Annotated in this window: 6 protein-coding genes, 1 tRNA gene and 1 pseudogene; 4 read left to right on the top strand and 4 right to left on the bottom strand. The window is 39.8% G+C overall.

Annotated features, from left to right (window positions below; all coding sequences use genetic code 11):
• Positions 1-112 precede the first annotated feature (112 nt).
• The 4 genes from PVV64_RS04225 to aroA form a co-directional block, all read right to left on the bottom strand.
• The gene (locus PVV64_RS04225; RefSeq protein WP_273759750.1) at positions 113-8,689 is read right to left on the bottom strand and encodes a GH36-type glycosyl hydrolase domain-containing protein; all 8,577 of its coding nucleotides are present in this window, start codon (positions 8,687-8,689) and stop codon (positions 113-115) included.
• Between the two features lie 227 nt (positions 8,690-8,916).
• Positions 8,917-10,617: a 30S ribosomal protein S1 gene (rpsA, locus tag PVV64_RS04220; RefSeq protein WP_273720226.1), complete on the bottom strand. Its 1,701-nt coding sequence runs from the start codon at positions 10,615-10,617 to the stop codon at positions 8,917-8,919.
• A 133-nt stretch (positions 10,618-10,750) separates the two neighbouring features.
• Positions 10,751-11,398, bottom strand: coding sequence for a (d)CMP kinase (gene cmk / locus PVV64_RS04215; RefSeq protein ID WP_273759749.1), 648 nt, complete (start codon positions 11,396-11,398; stop codon positions 10,751-10,753).
• Positions 11,395-12,723 (bottom strand): 3-phosphoshikimate 1-carboxyvinyltransferase, encoded by a 1,329-nt coding sequence (gene aroA / locus PVV64_RS04210; protein ID WP_273759748.1) that lies wholly within the window; start codon positions 12,721-12,723, stop codon positions 11,395-11,397. The genes cmk and aroA overlap by 4 nt, the downstream gene beginning before the upstream one ends.
• Positions 12,724-12,913: 190 nt before the next feature.
• On the opposite strand from aroA, the gene PVV64_RS04205 reads away from it, so the two are divergent.
• The 4 genes and pseudogenes from PVV64_RS04205 to PVV64_RS10500 form a co-directional block, all read left to right on the top strand.
• The gene (locus PVV64_RS04205) at positions 12,914-13,294 is read left to right on the top strand and encodes a TIGR02300 family protein (RefSeq protein ID WP_273720221.1); all 381 of its coding nucleotides are present in this window, start codon (positions 12,914-12,916) and stop codon (positions 13,292-13,294) included.
• 128 nt (positions 13,295-13,422) lie between these two features.
• Positions 13,423-13,498 (top strand) — tRNA-Ala (locus PVV64_RS04200).
• 478 nt (positions 13,499-13,976) lie between these two features.
• The gene (gene ilvD, locus PVV64_RS04195; protein WP_273759747.1) at positions 13,977-15,815 is read left to right on the top strand and encodes a dihydroxy-acid dehydratase; all 1,839 of its coding nucleotides are present in this window, start codon (positions 13,977-13,979) and stop codon (positions 15,813-15,815) included.
• Between the two features lie 228 nt (positions 15,816-16,043).
• Positions 16,044-16,350, top strand: a pseudogene (locus tag PVV64_RS10500) (integrase); the annotation flags it as partial.
• Positions 16,351-16,616: the final 266 nt, after the last annotated feature.

Here is a 16,616-nt window from a genome sequence, read left to right as displayed (position 1 = left end):
AATATAAAATTATTGTGCTCCAACAAAATCCACATAGGCCAACAAAATACATATAGGAATGAGAAAAACTATAACAACTCTAAGGTCTTGAGCAAGAATAAAAAAAAGCCTTTTATCTTTTCTGTTTTGAGGATTGAAGAACGCATATGATTTCATGTTTTCCTGTTTTTTCCAATTTTATTCTTGCTTGAGTATGAGCATATTTTTTATCATCAACATGAAGCATATTTTCAACTCCCCATTTTACGGTGATGGTATAAATGGCATCATAAAATTTCATTTTTGCTTCATATTCAGACCATGAAGAAGGTAAATGTGGCTCTAAGAATAATTGATCATCTTGACGATTAATCCCAAGAATGGCTTGTGTTGCGGCGCGGTAGAACCAGCCTGCTGAGCCTGTATACCATGTCCAACCTCCTTGTCCACGATATGGTTCAACGGCGTAAATATCTGCGGCCATAACATAAGGTTCCACACGATAAATTTCAGGATTTTGCCCGTGGGTAATCGGGTTAATGGCAGAAAATAAAGCATAAGCTTTATCGCTTTCACCCATTTGGGCAAGCGCCAAAATACTCCAAATGGCACCATGCGTATATTGACCACCATTTTCTCGAATACCTGGAGGATAACCTTTTATATAACCGGGTTCGAGAGGAGATTTATCAAAAGGTGGCCAGAAAAGACGTATAAGACCGCATTTTTCGTCATACAGCTGTTCAAGCATTGATGCCATTGCTTGTTTTTGGCGCTCAAGCGATGCCATTTGCGAAATAACAGCCCAAGATTGAGCAATGGTATCAATTTTGCATTCATCATTGATTTGAGAGCCAAGAGGTGTACCATCATCAAAATAACCACGCCGATACCAAGCACCATCCCAACCGTTTTCTTCTAAGGATTTGGTTAAACGTTCAAGATATGCACGCCATGTCTCAACACGGGTGTTGTCACTCCGTTTTTGGGCAAGGGGGATAAATGCTTGGAGTGTAGTACCAAGAAACCATCCCAACCACGTGCTTTCCCCTTTTCCTTTAATACCTACCAAATTCATGCCATCATTCCAATCGCCGCCTAAAATAAGAGGAAGTCCGTGTGGTCCACAGCGTTTGATAGCAAGATCTAAAGCCAAAGCACAATGTTCATAAATTGTTGCAACCTTTAAGGATTGTATGGGCTTAAAATAAGCGTCTTGTTGTTCATTGTTAAGAGAATCTCCTTCAATAAAAGCAATAGGGGTATCAAGAAATATGCTATCACCAGTGGTGTTGACATAAAGTGCTGTGCCATAAGCAAGCCAAACAATATCATCAGAAATACGCGTGCGAACACCGGCGTTTGTATCAGGCAACCACCAATGTTGTACATCGCCTTCGAGAAATTGATGTGCTGCGGCGTTTAACAATTGTTCACGCGCCAGTTTCGGGTTCAATAATAATAAGGACAAGCTGTCTTGTAACTGGTCGCGAAAGCCAAATGCACCACTTGCTTGATAAAAGGCAGCGCGTGCCATCATACGGCAAGCGTAAATTTGATAAGGAAGCCAATGATTGACCATAAGATCAAAAGAGGGGTCAGGTGTTTTAACTTGGAATGGAGAAACAAAATCATCCCATTGCTGTTTTTGTTGTGTGAGCAAAATTTCAAAATCGCTTGCACGCACCTTGTCTAGTAAATTTTCCGCTTCTTGCCTATTTTCAGCATTGCCAAGATAGAAAACGATTTCTTTTGTTTGTCCTGGGAGAAGATCAATATCATAGGAAAATGCTGAACAAGGATCACATCCTGCTTCAACTGTATTTGAAAGAGCATTGGCTTTACGGATCGCGTGAGGATGTATCACTGTTCCCGTTACACCGATAAATTCAGTGCGATCAGTAGTCGTACTTGTTGGTAATTGGGAAGCAGATAAAAATGCCACTTGTTGAGATTTGTCGATGTGGTAGGGATTTTGGATAAAATGTGCACCACGTATAGGATCATAATAGGGGAGTATGAAAGGTGCATATTTTGTACGGACATTGCCCAAAACCCATTCAACATAATTATAAAGGCGTAAACTGCGTGATTTTTTCCCGTTATTTTTAAGGGTGAGTCGTGAAAGACGTACTGGTTTTTCTGGATCGAGTATATGGGTGAGCTCTAAGGCGATCTCTGTATGTGTAGATTTAAAGGTTGAAAATCCAAAACCATGGCAAGCCTCATAGACAACATTTTCATCACATTCAACGGCAGAAACGGGTGAGAACCGTTTTAAAGAAAGGCGGTCTACAAGATAAAGTGCTTCTCCTGGACGGTTAGAAATGGGATCATTACTCCAAGGGGTTAGTTGATAATCACGGCTATTATTTGCCCAAGTAAAGAGCGCTCCTTCAGCAGAGACATGGAAGCCAAAGTTTTTATGAGCAATGATGTTAATCCATGGTTGTGGTGTGGTGGTATGCCCATGAAGACGTACCACATAATGATTATGATGATTAAATCCACCATAACCATTCCAATATTTTAGGTCATTTCCATCAATGGGGAGAGGTGAAATTTTTTGTTGACCGATAAGACCAAGAGAAGCAAAGAGGCTTTGCTCCTTTGATATGATACTTTGTCGTTCTTGATGATGTTTTTGCTCGTTTAATTGATAATAGGATTCTTGATGTTCTTTATGGATGGTGAGATCAAAGTCATTATTGTCAAGTTGTTTGAGTTGTTCAGACAAAGATCCATTTTGAGCATCAAGAATAATGCGTGCTGAAGCAAGAAGAGTTTGAAAACTCTGTTCATTCATTTGATCACGCCGAAGAGTGAAAATATGTTGGCGTTCATCTGTATCATGAATGTGATGGCGATAGGATTCGCATACCCATTCAATAGCATGTTGTGTATTTTGTATGTAGGAAAATGCTTGTTCATTAAGAATGACAAGATCAACAATAAGTCCACGCATACGCCAATATTCATGTGCTTTGAGAAGTTCACGTAGAACAGTGATATCTCCCTCATTATCTAATCTGAGAAGACAGAGCGGAATGTCTCCTGAAAGTGACATTGGCCAAAGATCAGATTGTTTACCAAGATTTTTTGCTAAGTTTTTTGAAGAAAGACGCCATGTTCGATCAAGATAAATAAGTGGTGTTGCATATTTTTGATAGGTAATAGCTTCTTTAAGGCTGATACCACTTTGATAGAGCGAGACTTGCGAGCGTGTCCATGCCATTGAAAATTCTTGCTGGAATATATTGGGCTGCCGATAATGTTTAATATAATTGTGCAGTGTTTCTTTTGCATGAGCAGCAAAAGTCCAAAAAATCAGTTCAACTTTTTCATGTGCTGGAATTTTTACACGGCATCGCAGTGAGATAATGGGATCAAGCACACAACCTTGACTATTGCGAAAATGCGCATTGTGGTCAAATGCAGCAGGTCGATGAATAGATCGTCCTCGACCAATAAACTGCAAGCGATCCGTTTCAGCTTCTGTTTCTTGGATATTATCACCAGTCACAAAATGGGCAATGTGGATTTCAGGATCATGGGGAGAGCGTTTGCGCCTCTTAGCAAAAATTGTCCTTCTCCCGTTAGCAATTTCTGTTTCTATAAACATCCGCGAGAAAGCAGGATGTGCTTGATCTGCATCCATTGTTGCGAGGGCGAGTTCACCATAAGAGGTCACTTCAATGATACGGTCTTTGTTTGTTGTATTAATAAGTTGAAGACGTCTGCCTTCACCACATCCTTCAGAGGTAATAAGACATTCAAGTGTTGATTTGATACCATCAACCATTTTTGTATATTCAGCTTTTTCATCTGTAAAAATGCAGACTGCATCTTCTCCGACAACGCGTGTTGGCTCACCAGTCACAGACCACCAACGACCATTCTCTATATCACGGAGAAAGAACAAAGTTCCTTGTTGATCTTCTGTTGCATCGGGAATAAAGCGTGTAATCGCATAATCATGCCAACGACTGTAACCAGAACCGTTGGCTGTCAACATTGTAGAATAGGAACCATTGGACAAGAGCAAAGTTTCACGTGGTTTAAGCAGCGGGTTTTTGATAATACGCAAAGGAGCATCGTTGAATTCTTGATAATTGTTACGCATGCGATGAATAACTTTGCTATGAATGATAGGAATTTGATGTGGTGCTCTTTCCTGTAATAAAAATTGGATTGCTTCAATGATTGGGTCACTATGAAAGCGATCACGCATCCGCCCTTGAAAAATAACATTATCGATAGCAAGAATGGACATGCCATGATGATGCGCATAATAATTGCGTACTACAGCGTATTTTTCTCCTGTTTTCACGCGTGAGGGGGTGAAATCAAGAGAATCGTAATAACCATATGTTCCTAAAGCTCCAAGATCACGGAGATGTTTTAAATTGGTCACGGTTTGGTCAGGAACATATTGTGCTGCTAAAAGACTAGCATAGGGAGCAATAACGGTATTGCGTGAGAGACCACGTTGGAGTCCGAGGCTTGGAACACCAAAATGAGCATATTGGTAATTCATTAACTGATCACGAGCGTTAAATGCTGCTTCTGAAATTCCCCAAGGGACTCCACGTTTATAGGCGTATTGTATTTGATCATGAATAATCAGTCGATTGGTTTGATCGAGGAGAGATCCCAAAGGTTCGTGCATAACAAGGGAAGGCATGAGATATTCGAACATGGAGCCAGACCATGATAACAATGCACCTTTCCAACCAATGGGGACGAGGAGTCGACCAAGATGAAACCAATGTTTTACTTTTATATCGCCTTTTGCGATGGCAAAAAGACTTGCAAGGCGCGCTTCTGAGGCGAGTAAATCATAACAATTTTCATCGAGTTTATTTTCTTGCACACGATACCCAATAGACAAAAGATGACGTTCAGGTTGTTCTAAAAAGTCAAATTTCATATCCAAGGCAATTTGCCGCGCTTCTACAGCTAAACTATTCAATGTTTTACGTAATTTTTCACTGTCATAGCCAGCAGTAGCATCATGATGGTGAGCGTTACAGGTTTCTAAAAGACATTGAGCCCAAGAGAGTGTTTGAGAAGATTTTTTCGTTTGAACTTTTTGATGAAGTTCATCTATTAAGTGTATAAGATCATGCGCGATAAAGGATAGGTCTGTAAGCTGAGAAATGATGGTGTTTGGTGTTTCTACGACAGTACTCATACAATGATCAAAATTGCTGATGTACTTTTCGATTTGTTGACGTAAGGGATGTAAAATAGGTTGATTATCCGGAATTTCTTTGACAGTTTCTTCCAAAAGAGCATAAACATCACGCAAGCCGTCCAGATCACTTTGAATAAAAACATGAGGTTTTTCCGCCCATTCTCTTAAAGCTGAAGCAAGGGTCAGTAAATGGCCAGCAAGATTTCCTGAATCAACGGTTGATACATAAGTTGGTAGAAGAGGTTTGAGTGTATCTGTTTCATACCAGTTATAAAGATGTCCACGAAATTTTTTCATTTTAGCAAGAGAACGTAGTGTACATTCAATGCGGGTAATGGTTTCTTGACAACTAATCCAGCCAAAGTCACGCGCAGCAATAACAGAAAGAAGATAAAGCCCAATATTGGTCGGAGATGTGCGTTGTGCAATCAGAGGTTCAGGGTCTTCTTGAAAATTATCGGGGGGCAAATAATTGCTTTGCGCATTGACAAAACTTGCATAATAAAGCCATGTCTGTCGTGCAATAGAGCGTAGTGTTTTTTTATCTTCAAAAGAACTATGAAGAGTATCTTGAAATGTTGAAGGTTGACTCACAATCCATGCAATGAAGGGTGAAAAAAACCATGTCAGACCAAACGGTAAGGCAATAAAGCTTGCAAAATTATGGGAAAAGAAAGGAAGTGCTATAGCAAGAATACCCATAAGTGTTGCTGGCCACATTGTAAAGATAGAGAAGCGAAGGCTATTGGGAATAGATTTTGTTGCAGCAGAGGTTTTCCATTCAAGCAAGTGCTGTTTTGAAATCGTCATGCGATAAAGTGTGCGGATAATTGCATCAGTCATAAAATAAGCTGAATGAGCAAGAAATGTCATTTTAAGAAATATATTTGCGCCAGTTAGGGTCGTTTTATTGAAAATTAATTGAAAATATCCACGTAAAGAATCACCAATATTGGATGGAACAAGCGTTTGTAAGATACTTAAAATTGGTGCAATGAAGAGACTAAAGAACAAGAATGTTTGCCAAATAATTGCACTCTTTAATGGCAAAAGAGACCATCCAGCAAAGGCAGCAATGAGCCACATCAGTGGTGTGAGAGAACGGCGCAGATTATCCTGTATTTTCCAACGTGTCGTAGAACTAATTTGACGAGGACAAAAGAGATAAGGCAAGAGTTGCCAATCTCCGCGAACCCAACGGTGATAACGCGCAACATCAACATTATAAGCTATTGGATAATCCTCAATGACTTCTACATCACTCACCAATGCGGTACGTGCATATCCTCCTTCTAAAAGGTCATGACTAAGAACAGTATTTTCTTTGATTTTGCCGTTAAGTGCTTGCTGAAATGCATCAATATGATAAAGACCTTTGCCGATAAAAGTTCCTTCTCCTAAAAGATCTTGATAGGTATCGGAAACAGCAAAGACATAAGGATCAATACCGCGATTGGTAGAAAAAACCCGTTGCAAAATGGATGTTTCTTTTCCTGTGGTAAGAGAAGGCGTAATACGGGGTTGTAAAATGCTATAGCCTTTTACAATTTTTTCATGGAGAGGATCAAAAGTGGGGTGGTTGAGCGGATGGTTCAGTTTTCCAACAAGTTTTGTGACACATTCAGGGGGCAGGCGCGTATCTGCATCCAACGTCATAACAAAACGGCAATCCATGGGAAGATGTGGGTTAGGAGGATAAAAGCTGGTGTTTTTATCACCTCTTAATAACAGATTAAGTTCATGAAGTTTACCACGCTTTCGCTCCCATCCCATCCAGCATTTTTCGCTGGGATTATAAAGACGCCGACGGTGTAAAAGGAAAAAAAGAGGGATATCATCACGATGATAACGACAATTAAGTTTATCGATACTCTTTTGCGCGTAATACAGCAAGTCAAGATCATCTTGCGTTTGCTCTAAGGGAGAATCTACCCAATCTGTGAGGATTGCAAAATGGATGGCGCCTTTGGGATTGGAAAGGTAGTGCACTTCAAGATTGCGCACTTGCTCATCAATAGAGTCGCGTGAGGTGATTAAAGTAGGCACAGCAACCATTGTGCGTGCATGTTCCGGAATCCCCTTTTTATATTCATAACCAATGAGTTGTTTTGAGGGAATAATCCATGAAACAACAGTGTTGAAAAAAGCAAAAGCAGCATCCATAGCAGGAAACAGCGCTAAAGCAGTGAAAAGAAGCGTTATCCAGAGTGTTTCAGATGTCTGTAAAAGAGCGTAGATTGCAAGCAAAAGGATAAGCGTGAGAAAAGAAACAGGAATAGTAATAATGCTTATCTTTGAACAGCAGAAAAACCGTGCCCATTTTATAAGCAAAGGTGAAGTATAGCCACATGCTTTTTCAAAACTATGCCGTCCATCACCAATAAGGTACCACCCAACAGAGGAGTGCAGAGGTGTATTTTCAGAAGGAGAACGTGCTATTTCTATCGCTTTTCGTGCAACTTCCTGTTCACTAAGAGGTGAAAAGCGAGCGATTTTTTCGATCACTTGTCGATAAATATTGCGTGAATGAGCATCAATTTTAGAAAAATCACTATTTTTATGCAAAATAGAGTCTACAGAACTAACAGTTTCAAACCATACTGCCCAATCAACATCACCAAGTGCTTTAAGTGCACGGATAATATTGCCCATGGTGACACCATCTGCTGCTTGGCGTATATGTTCATCAGTTGTGGCAATTTCGAGGTTACTGCCTTGGTTTTGTAATTGCTGTTCAAGCCAATTTAATGCGGTTGTTGAATCCACAGATGCACTGCGCAGACGATAGAATAAATGGGCTGAAAAGCTTGGATAAACAGTGAATGGTGTATAACGAGTAAAAAGAGTATGTAATTTTGTTTCATTATCAGTGAGGGAAATTTTATCAGCAACTTTATGGGCAAGCTGGCGCATAGTGCGTGTTTGTTCAATACGCAGTGCAAGACGACGGACATTTTCGATGAGCAACATCTGTATAACAGAAGGAAGAGCCCATAATTCACCAATTTTGAGAGCACAAACTTCTTGAAACCCATTGATCATAGCCGTGAGTGTTTTTTGTGAAAATATACTGTCCGTATGGGCAATATAAAGCCAAGCTAACGCAAAAATGCGTGGTATGTCTTCCCTTTGTTCATAAAGAGGAAGTTGCTTAATGAAAGACTTAGATAAGTTACGACGGAGTTGTTGTATCGTTTTGTCAATGGTATAATGATTATCAAGCAGCCATTGAGCAGATGGCGCCATGGTTTCATCGTTTCGAGCAGCAATATAACAGGTGTGAAAGGCACGGAGAATAAGTTTAGCATTTTCATTCAACCTTTTGTGAAAATTATTTTCTCCCTTATATTCAGGAAGGAGGATTTCTTTTTTAGAAGCTATGTCATAGCCTAATTTATAAAGTTCATCCTGCGATTTATAAGTTGAACGAAGAGGAGCACTGGTTTGAGTCAGATGATGAATCTTAGTTTGTTGAGAAAAAAGATACTTTATGCAGGATATTGTGAATACCATATTATTTCGATTCAATGATGTGGTTTCTTCATATTTAATAGGCTGTAAGCATTTTATTTTAATACTGAACAGTTCAAAGAAAAAATAAATTGTTTCTTTAAGAATAGTTGTAATTTTTAACAATACAATTGAAGAAATAAGCAAACAATTTTTTAAAACAAATAAAAAAGGCCGCCCGAAAAATGAGCGACCTCACATTATAGATAATTTCTTTTAACAATGGAACATTAATCTTGTTCTTGCTTTTTCAAAGCAGCACCGAGAATATCACCAAGAGAAGCACCTGAGTCTGTAGAACCGTACTGTGCAACAGCTTCTTTTTCTTCTGCGATTTCTAAAGCTTTGATAGACACTGAAAGTTTGCGTGTTTTCTTATCAAATGCGGTGATGCGGGCATCAACTCTTTGACCAATAGAAAAACGTTCAGGACGCTGTTCATCACGATCACGGGCGAGATCAGCACGGCGAATAGTTGTTTCAAGGTTATGATCAATTAATTTAACATCAATATCATTATCATTAACGGCGATCACTTCACATGTCACAACAGCCCCTTTGCGAAGTTCACCTGCTGCTGCTGCTTCTCCAACTTTATCACTAGAAAGTTGCTTAATTCCAAGAGAGATACGTTCTTTTTCAACGTCAACATCAAGGACCACAGCTTTAACGATATCTCCTTTATTGTAGGTATCAATGACTTGTTCACCAGGGCGATTCCAATCAAGATCAGAGAGATGAACCATACCATCAACATCGCCTTCAAGACCAATGAAGAGACCAAATTCTGTTTTATTTTTAACCTCTCCTTCAATTTGTGAATTGACAGGAAATTTATTGGCAAAAGCGACCCATGGATTTTCAAATGTTTGTTTTAAGCCAAGAGAAATACGCCGTTTAGAAGGATCAATTTCAAGCACAACCACTTCTACTTCTTGTGATGTAGAGAGAATTTTTCCAGGATGAACATTTTTCTTTGTCCAACTCATTTCAGAGACGTGGATCAATCCTTCGATTCCTGGCTCTATTTCAACGAAACCACCATAATCAGTAATGTTGGTAACAGCACCGGTAATTTTTTTGCCCACAGGATATCTCGCACTGATGCTTTCCCAAGGATCACTTTCAAGCTGCTTCATGCCAAGAGAGATACGGTGTGTATCTTGATTTATGCGAATAATCTGGACTTTAATTGTTTGCCCAATGGTGAGAACTTCTGATGGATGATTAACGCGTCGCCAAGCCATATCTGTGACGTGTAAGAGCCCATCAATTCCACCAAGATCAACGAAAGCACCATAATCAGTGATATTTTTAACCACACCTTCAACAATTTGGTTTTCTTCAAGATTTTGTACAATTTCTGAACGTTGTTCAGCACGACTTTCTTCTAAGACAGTACGGCGTGAAACAACAATATTACCACGACGACGATCCATTTTTAAAATTTCAAAGGATTGTGAATTGTGCATAAGAGGTGAAACATCACGGATAGGGCGAATATCAACTTGGCTGCGGGGTAAGAAAGCAACAGCACCATCGAGATCGACCGTAAAGCCCCCTTTTACTTGGCTAAAGATAACCCCATCAACGCGTACACCAGCATTGAATTTTTCTTCCAACCGAATCCAGCTTTCTTCACGCCGTGCTTTTTCACGTGACAGAACAGCTTCACCCATCGCATTTTCGATGCGTTCAATGTAAACTTCAACTTCATCGCCAACTTGTAAGGAACCGTCTTTTCCTTTAGCTCCAAATTCTTTGAGTGGAATACGTCCTTCGACTTTAAGTCCAGCATCAATAATGGCCATGTCTTTTTCGATTGCAATAATGCGACCTTTAACAACGGATCCTTCATTAAGATCATTGGTTTGAAAGGATTCCATAAGAAGGGCTTCGAAATCCGCTGTTGTGGGATTGTATTGTGACATAAGAACTCCTGATACATACCTTCATTGTAAAAGGTATAAGCGCTAGGTTAGTGTTAACATGGGGCAAGTTCCCGCCTTTTTCCTTGAATGCAGGAAAAAAATTAGCGCTCGGCCGGAAATCACCTTTACAACTTTATCCAATTATACGCTCTTTTATGATAGGATCAATAAAAGTGCATGCAATTGCAAATGTTGCTTCTATACTCAATTCTGACGTATCAAGCAAGTGGGCGTTTTTTGCTGGTCGCAGTGGGCTTTGTTTGCGGGTTATGTCACGTCTATCGCGCTGTTCAAGATCGCTAAGGATTTTGTGATAATCTGCTTGGTTTCCTTTTTCTACCATCTCCTGATAGCGGCGTTTTGCACGTGTTTGAACATCCGCTAAAACATAAAACTTAATATCGGCATCGGGGCAAACAACAGTACCAATATCACGTCCATCAAGCACACTTCCAGGTAAAATTTTAGCAAAATCACGTTGTTTTTCGACAAGGGTTTCACGCACAGCGGAGTTAAGTGCTATTTTTGAGGCAGCCTCACCAAGTTCATGACAAGAAAGAAGAACTGGATTTAAAGTGTTAAAATCAAGCTCTTTGGCACAATCGATAGCACTTTTTTCATCATTGAGAGGGAATTTTTGTTGTAAAAGTGCGTAGGCAACACCACGATAAGTAAGCCCAGTATCGAGATGGTGAAGATGATAATGCCTAGCAATTTTGCGTGCTAATGTTCCTTTTCCTGAAGCGGCTGGTCCATCAATTGCGATCACAAAAGGTTTCAAGCGATTTTCCCCCCAAGTTGTTTGATGAAAGAAATAAATTCTGGAAAACTGGTAGCGATCATTCTTTGATCATCAATGGTAACAGGTTTTTCTGACGCGAGTCCAAAAACCAGAAAGCACATAGCAATTCGATGATCAAGATATGTGGTAACGTTTCCACCACCCAATCCTTTTCCGGAACCTTTTCCATGAACAATGAGAAAGTCTTCCCCTTCTTCACATTCTACATGATTCATTTTGAGTCCTTTTGCGATTGCAGAGAGTCGATCTGATTCTTTAACACGCAATTCCTCAATTCCGAGCATCATCGTTTTGCCTTCAGCAAAGGCTGCTGCTACCGCTAAAGCGGGATATTCGTCAATCATTGATGGGGCTCGTTTTTTTGGCACAACAACCCCTTTTAGCGTTGAAGATTGAACGCGCAAATCGGCAACATCCTCTCCACCTGTTTGGCGTTGGTTCAAAAGTTCAATTTGAGCGCCCATTTCCCATAATGTTTCGATAAGCCCTATTCGAGAAGGGTTTATAAGAACATTTTCGATGGTGATATCAGAATCCTCTACAAGAAGGGCGGCGATCAGTGGAAAAGCTGCAGAAGAGGGGTCGCCTGGGATATCAAGAAGCTGTCCGGTCAGATGTGGTTGGCCATTGAGGTGAATAAAACGCGTGCCTTCCATATCTGTTTCTATTTCAAGTTTAGCACCAAATGCTTTGAGCATCTTCTCCGTATGATCTCGCGTGGGAATTGGTTCAATAACGGTTGTGGTACCAGCAGTATTAAGACCAGCAAGCAGGACCGCAGATTTAACTTGAGCAGAAGCCATGGGAACACGATAGCAAATCGGGTTAGCCATTTTGGGACCATGAAGCGTTAAAGGAAGAAGGTCTCCACGGGTTGCTGTAACGTCAACACCCATTGATCGTAATGGATCGAGAATACGTCCCATGGGACGTTTGGAAAGAGAGGCATCACCGATAAAGGTTGTTTTCATATGATAAGGGCCAACCATTCCCATAACGAGGCGAACACCCGTTCCAGCATTGCCAAAATTGAGAGGGTTTTGTGGTGCTAAAAGGCAACCATTTCCAGTCCCTCGTATAATCCAGTGATCATTTTTCTTTTGCATACAAGCGCCCAAAGCTTGCATAGCAGCCGCTGTCTTTAAAACATCATCACTCTCAAGCAGTCCGTGAATATGTGTTTCACCAGTTGCTAGCCCTCCCAATATAAGAGATCGGTGAGAAATTGATTTATCTCCTGGTATTTTAATTTTTCCAGAAAGATGGGTAGATCTGTAAGCGGTTATAGGTATTGCTTTTTGCATAGAAATTCTATTTAATTTTATCTAAATTTTACGAAATTAATCCCCTCCTTAGCACAAGCTTTGAGAGGCGTCATGAGGAAATCCATGAAGAATGATGTATTTATCTTTTGACAAAGACATTATTTTTTGATTAAGCACCATGAAATTTATTTTTTAATGGAATGATAGTTAAGCAAAAGAGGCACGGTTCATGGCAAAACAGGATCTTGGAACTAAGCGTGTTGATCCAGAAACGGGAAAGAAGTTTTATGATCTTAATCGCGACCCTATTGTATCACCTTATACAGGGATTTCTTATCCACGTTCTTATTTTGAGGTTGCAGCAGCTGAAGCAAATAGTGAAGAAGATGTTGATACTGAAGAGCTTGATACAGCACTTGAGAAATCTGCTTTTATGCTTCTTGAAGAGGATGGTGACGATTCTAAAGATGATGATCTTCCTGATTTGGAGGATGGTGATGTTGATCTTGGTGATGACGATGACGCCTTTTTATCCCACGATGAGGACGATGAGGATGATGATGTTGCCGATATTCTCGGAGGCGGTGTTTCTAACGACGACGATTCTTAAAAGTTAAGAGAAACGAAGGTTATTCTTTTCATTGAATACAAATTTTTCTTGATCTTCGATTTTTATCGTTCTAGAAAATTTCAGTCAGGTTATTTGCCTTTCTTTTAAGGGATAACTGTCTTTAATATGGGGCTATAGCTCAGCTGGGAGAGCGCTTGCATGGCATGCAAGAGGTCAGCGGTTCGATCCCGCTTAGCTCCACCAAAAGATCAAAAGTTTTTTCAATAAGCTATCAATATTTATAAAAAGAATTTATCTGCTGTGAAGGGCGCATTTTTATCTATAGCATTTTCAATGATTGCATAAAGTGCTTCTTTCCAAGAGTTCGCTCTATGCCTTTTCTTTGATAATACTCATGAAATTTATTGTTATGAAAGCGCAAGAGCAGATGAGTGATATTTTATAGTTTGCGCAAATATCTCTATACCGAAAATGAAAGTCTGTTCTCATATGATTTCTTAAATCAATAGCTCTTTATAAGATAGCTTTTATGATTTTCAAAAGCTTTAGCGATCATTTTTGCAGAAAATGTTTTGGATAACAAACAATAGCTGCAGCTTTCAATTTTGTGATTTAATTGTCTCAATAACGGGCTTTTTTTATTTTTCGCAGGCGAGCTCTTGTTTTTAAGGGGAGATTGCAGCAAAACAAAGAAAATGGAATTATTTGAGGGGAAAAAATAATGCCTTCTTACCGTTCAAGAATATCGACTCATGGACGCAATATGGCAGGGGCTCGCGGTCTTTGGCGTGCGACAGGGATGAAAGAGACTGATTTCGGCAAACCTATCATTGCTATTGCCAATTCTTTTACACAATTTGTACCAGGACATGTCCATTTAAAAGATCTTGGACAGTTGGTAGCACAACAGATAGCAATTTCTGGCGGTGTTGCGAAAGAGTTTAATACTATTGCTGTAGATGATGGAATTGCGATGGGGCATGATGGAATGCTCTATTCTTTGCCTTCACGTGAAATTATTGCTGATTCTGTTGAATATATGGTCAACGCCCATTGTGCTGATGCACTTGTCTGTATTTCCAATTGTGACAAAATAACGCCAGGTATGTTAATGGCTGCTTTACGCTTGAATATTCCAACAATTTTTGTTTCAGGCGGTCCTATGGAAGCAGGTAAGATTAAATGGAAAGGTCAAAATCTTACTGTTGATTTGGTGGATGCCATGGTTGCTGCGGCTTCAGAGCATAATTCAGAACAAGAAATTGCGGAAATGGAGCGTGCTGCTTGTCCAACATGTGGTTCTTGTTCAGGAATGTTTACGGCTAATTCTATGAATTGTTTAACCGAAGCATTAGGGCTTTCTCTTCCTGGCAACGGGTCAATATTAGCAACGCATAGAGATCGCCAAATGCTTTTTGAAGAAGCAGGAAGACAAATTGTTACATTGGTCAAACGTTATTATGAACAAGAAGATGAGACAATTTTACCGCGTTCGATTGCCTCACGCAAGGCTTTTGAAAATGCCATGGCTGTAGATATTGCTATGGGAGGATCAACCAATACTGTTTTACATCTTTTAGCGGCTGCGCAAGAAGGTGAAGTAGATTTTACCATGACGGATATTGATCGACTTTCACGTCGTATTCCTGTTTTGTGTAAGGTTGCTCCTTCTGTTGCAAATGTGCATATGGAAGATGTCCACCGCGCAGGTGGAATTATGGCCCTTTTAGGAGAATTGGATGCTGCCGGACTGATTGATACGTCTACTTATACGGTTCATGCAAAAACGATGAAGGAAGCTCTTTGTCACTGGGATATAAAACAGACAGCTGAAACAACCGTTCATGAATTTTATCGTGCAGCGCCAGGGGGGATTCCAACACAAACAGCGTTTAGTCAATTTTGTCGCTACGAAACTCTTGATCTTGATCGTGAAAAAGGTGTGATTCGTAATAGAGAACATGCCTATTCGCAAGATGGAGGATTAGCGGTTCTTTATGGGAATATTGCCAGAGATGGTTGTATTGTGAAAACAGCAGGTGTGGATCAATCAATTTTAACTTTTAAAGGTTCAGCAAGAATTTTTGAAAGCCAAGATTCCGCTGTTTCAGCAATCTTAAATAATAAAATTCAATCAGGTGATATTGTTTTAATTCGTTATGAAGGGCCACGCGGTGGACCGGGAATGCAAGAAATGCTCTATCCAACAAGTTATCTCAAATCGAAAGGATTAGGCAAGGCCTGTGCACTTATAACGGATGGACGTTTTTCAGGAGGAACTTCAGGACTCTCAATAGGACATATCTCACCAGAGGCTGCAGAGGGAGGAGAAATTGCTTTGGTAGAAGAGGGCGATATCATAGAAATTGATATTCCTAATCGTACCATTCATATGTTGGTCGATGACGCTGAGATAAAGCATCGTCGTGCTAAAATGGAAGCGAAAGGAAAAGCAGCTTGGCAACCCATTGAGAAGCGTGAGCGTAAAGTCTCAAAGGCTCTCAAAGCTTATGCAGCAATGACAACTTCTGCTGCTAAGGGTGCGGTTCGTAGCATATGATTGTGTGAAAAACCTTATTTATGGAAAATGAAGAGAATTATAACTCTTTTTCGTAAGATGACAACACATTGATTTATAATGATAAAGTATCATTTTTCAACGTGGATCACAACTCCGAATCGAGAGAAATTTTCTCATCACAAATCCTCTTAGTCGATTAATATCACTTGCTTGCACGTCACAAACGGGGCTGGCGTGTGGGTAAAACTACACAAGAAAGGAGTAAAAATGCCTCTTATGAATGCTCTCAAAGGCAAGGGTTGTCGCAACATTGGGAATTGGCAAATATAAGGATGGTGCCGGTTTGCTTCTCCACAAGTATAAAGATGGTGGTACTAATAGCTTGATCGTTATACCCTTCATGGTTGGTTTCGTGAAATAGGCTTTTGTGTCTTAAGAAATGTTTCTTTAAAAAAGCACGTGAATGTGTAATTGGGTGGCGTTCTGTTTTACATGAAGGTCGTGACTTCATGAAAAAACGAGAGAAATAAAAGCGTGAAGCAATGCCAATTGCCATTATTTAAAGGATATTGTTTGAGATACTTTTGAAAGTCGGAAAGCAGAGTTTCAAACTGATTATTTTACATTTTTTAGAAGAATATTGAAAGTCAGAGTGCATCAGAATGACAAGTATCGCGCTGATGAATATGGCGCTATAAATTGCTTGTTTGTATAAAACAATTGGCTTTAAAAAGTATGGTATAATTTCTTTCCCGGTCTCTACTTTACGGTTGTTAAGAGACATTATGTAAAAGCAAAATGATAAGGTAATGAAGAGTCGATATGCGTTAGAATGATCAA

This window comes from Bartonella sp. ML70XJBT.G (genome assembly GCF_028618575.1).
Lineage (GTDB): Bacteria > Pseudomonadota > Alphaproteobacteria > Rhizobiales > Rhizobiaceae > Bartonella.
Note: the sequence above shows the minus strand (reverse complement) of the source record. Positions and strands in the feature narration are given on the sequence as shown.

Bases quoted from the DNA above. Each gene is read 5' to 3' on its own strand.
- PVV64_RS04225 (WP_273759750.1), bottom strand. From the start codon at position 8,689: ATGGTATTCACAATATCCTGCATAAAGTATCTTTTTTCTCAACAAACT.
- rpsA (WP_273720226.1), bottom strand. From the start codon at position 10,617: ATGTCACAATACAATCCCACAACAGCGGATTTCGAAGCCCTTCTTATG.
- aroA (WP_273759748.1), bottom strand. From the start codon at position 12,723: ATGCAAAAAGCAATACCTATAACCGCTTACAGATCTACCCATCTTTCT.
- PVV64_RS04205 (WP_273720221.1), top strand. From the start codon at position 12,914: ATGGCAAAACAGGATCTTGGAACTAAGCGTGTTGATCCAGAAACGGGA.
- ilvD (WP_273759747.1), top strand. From the start codon at position 13,977: ATGCCTTCTTACCGTTCAAGAATATCGACTCATGGACGCAATATGGCA.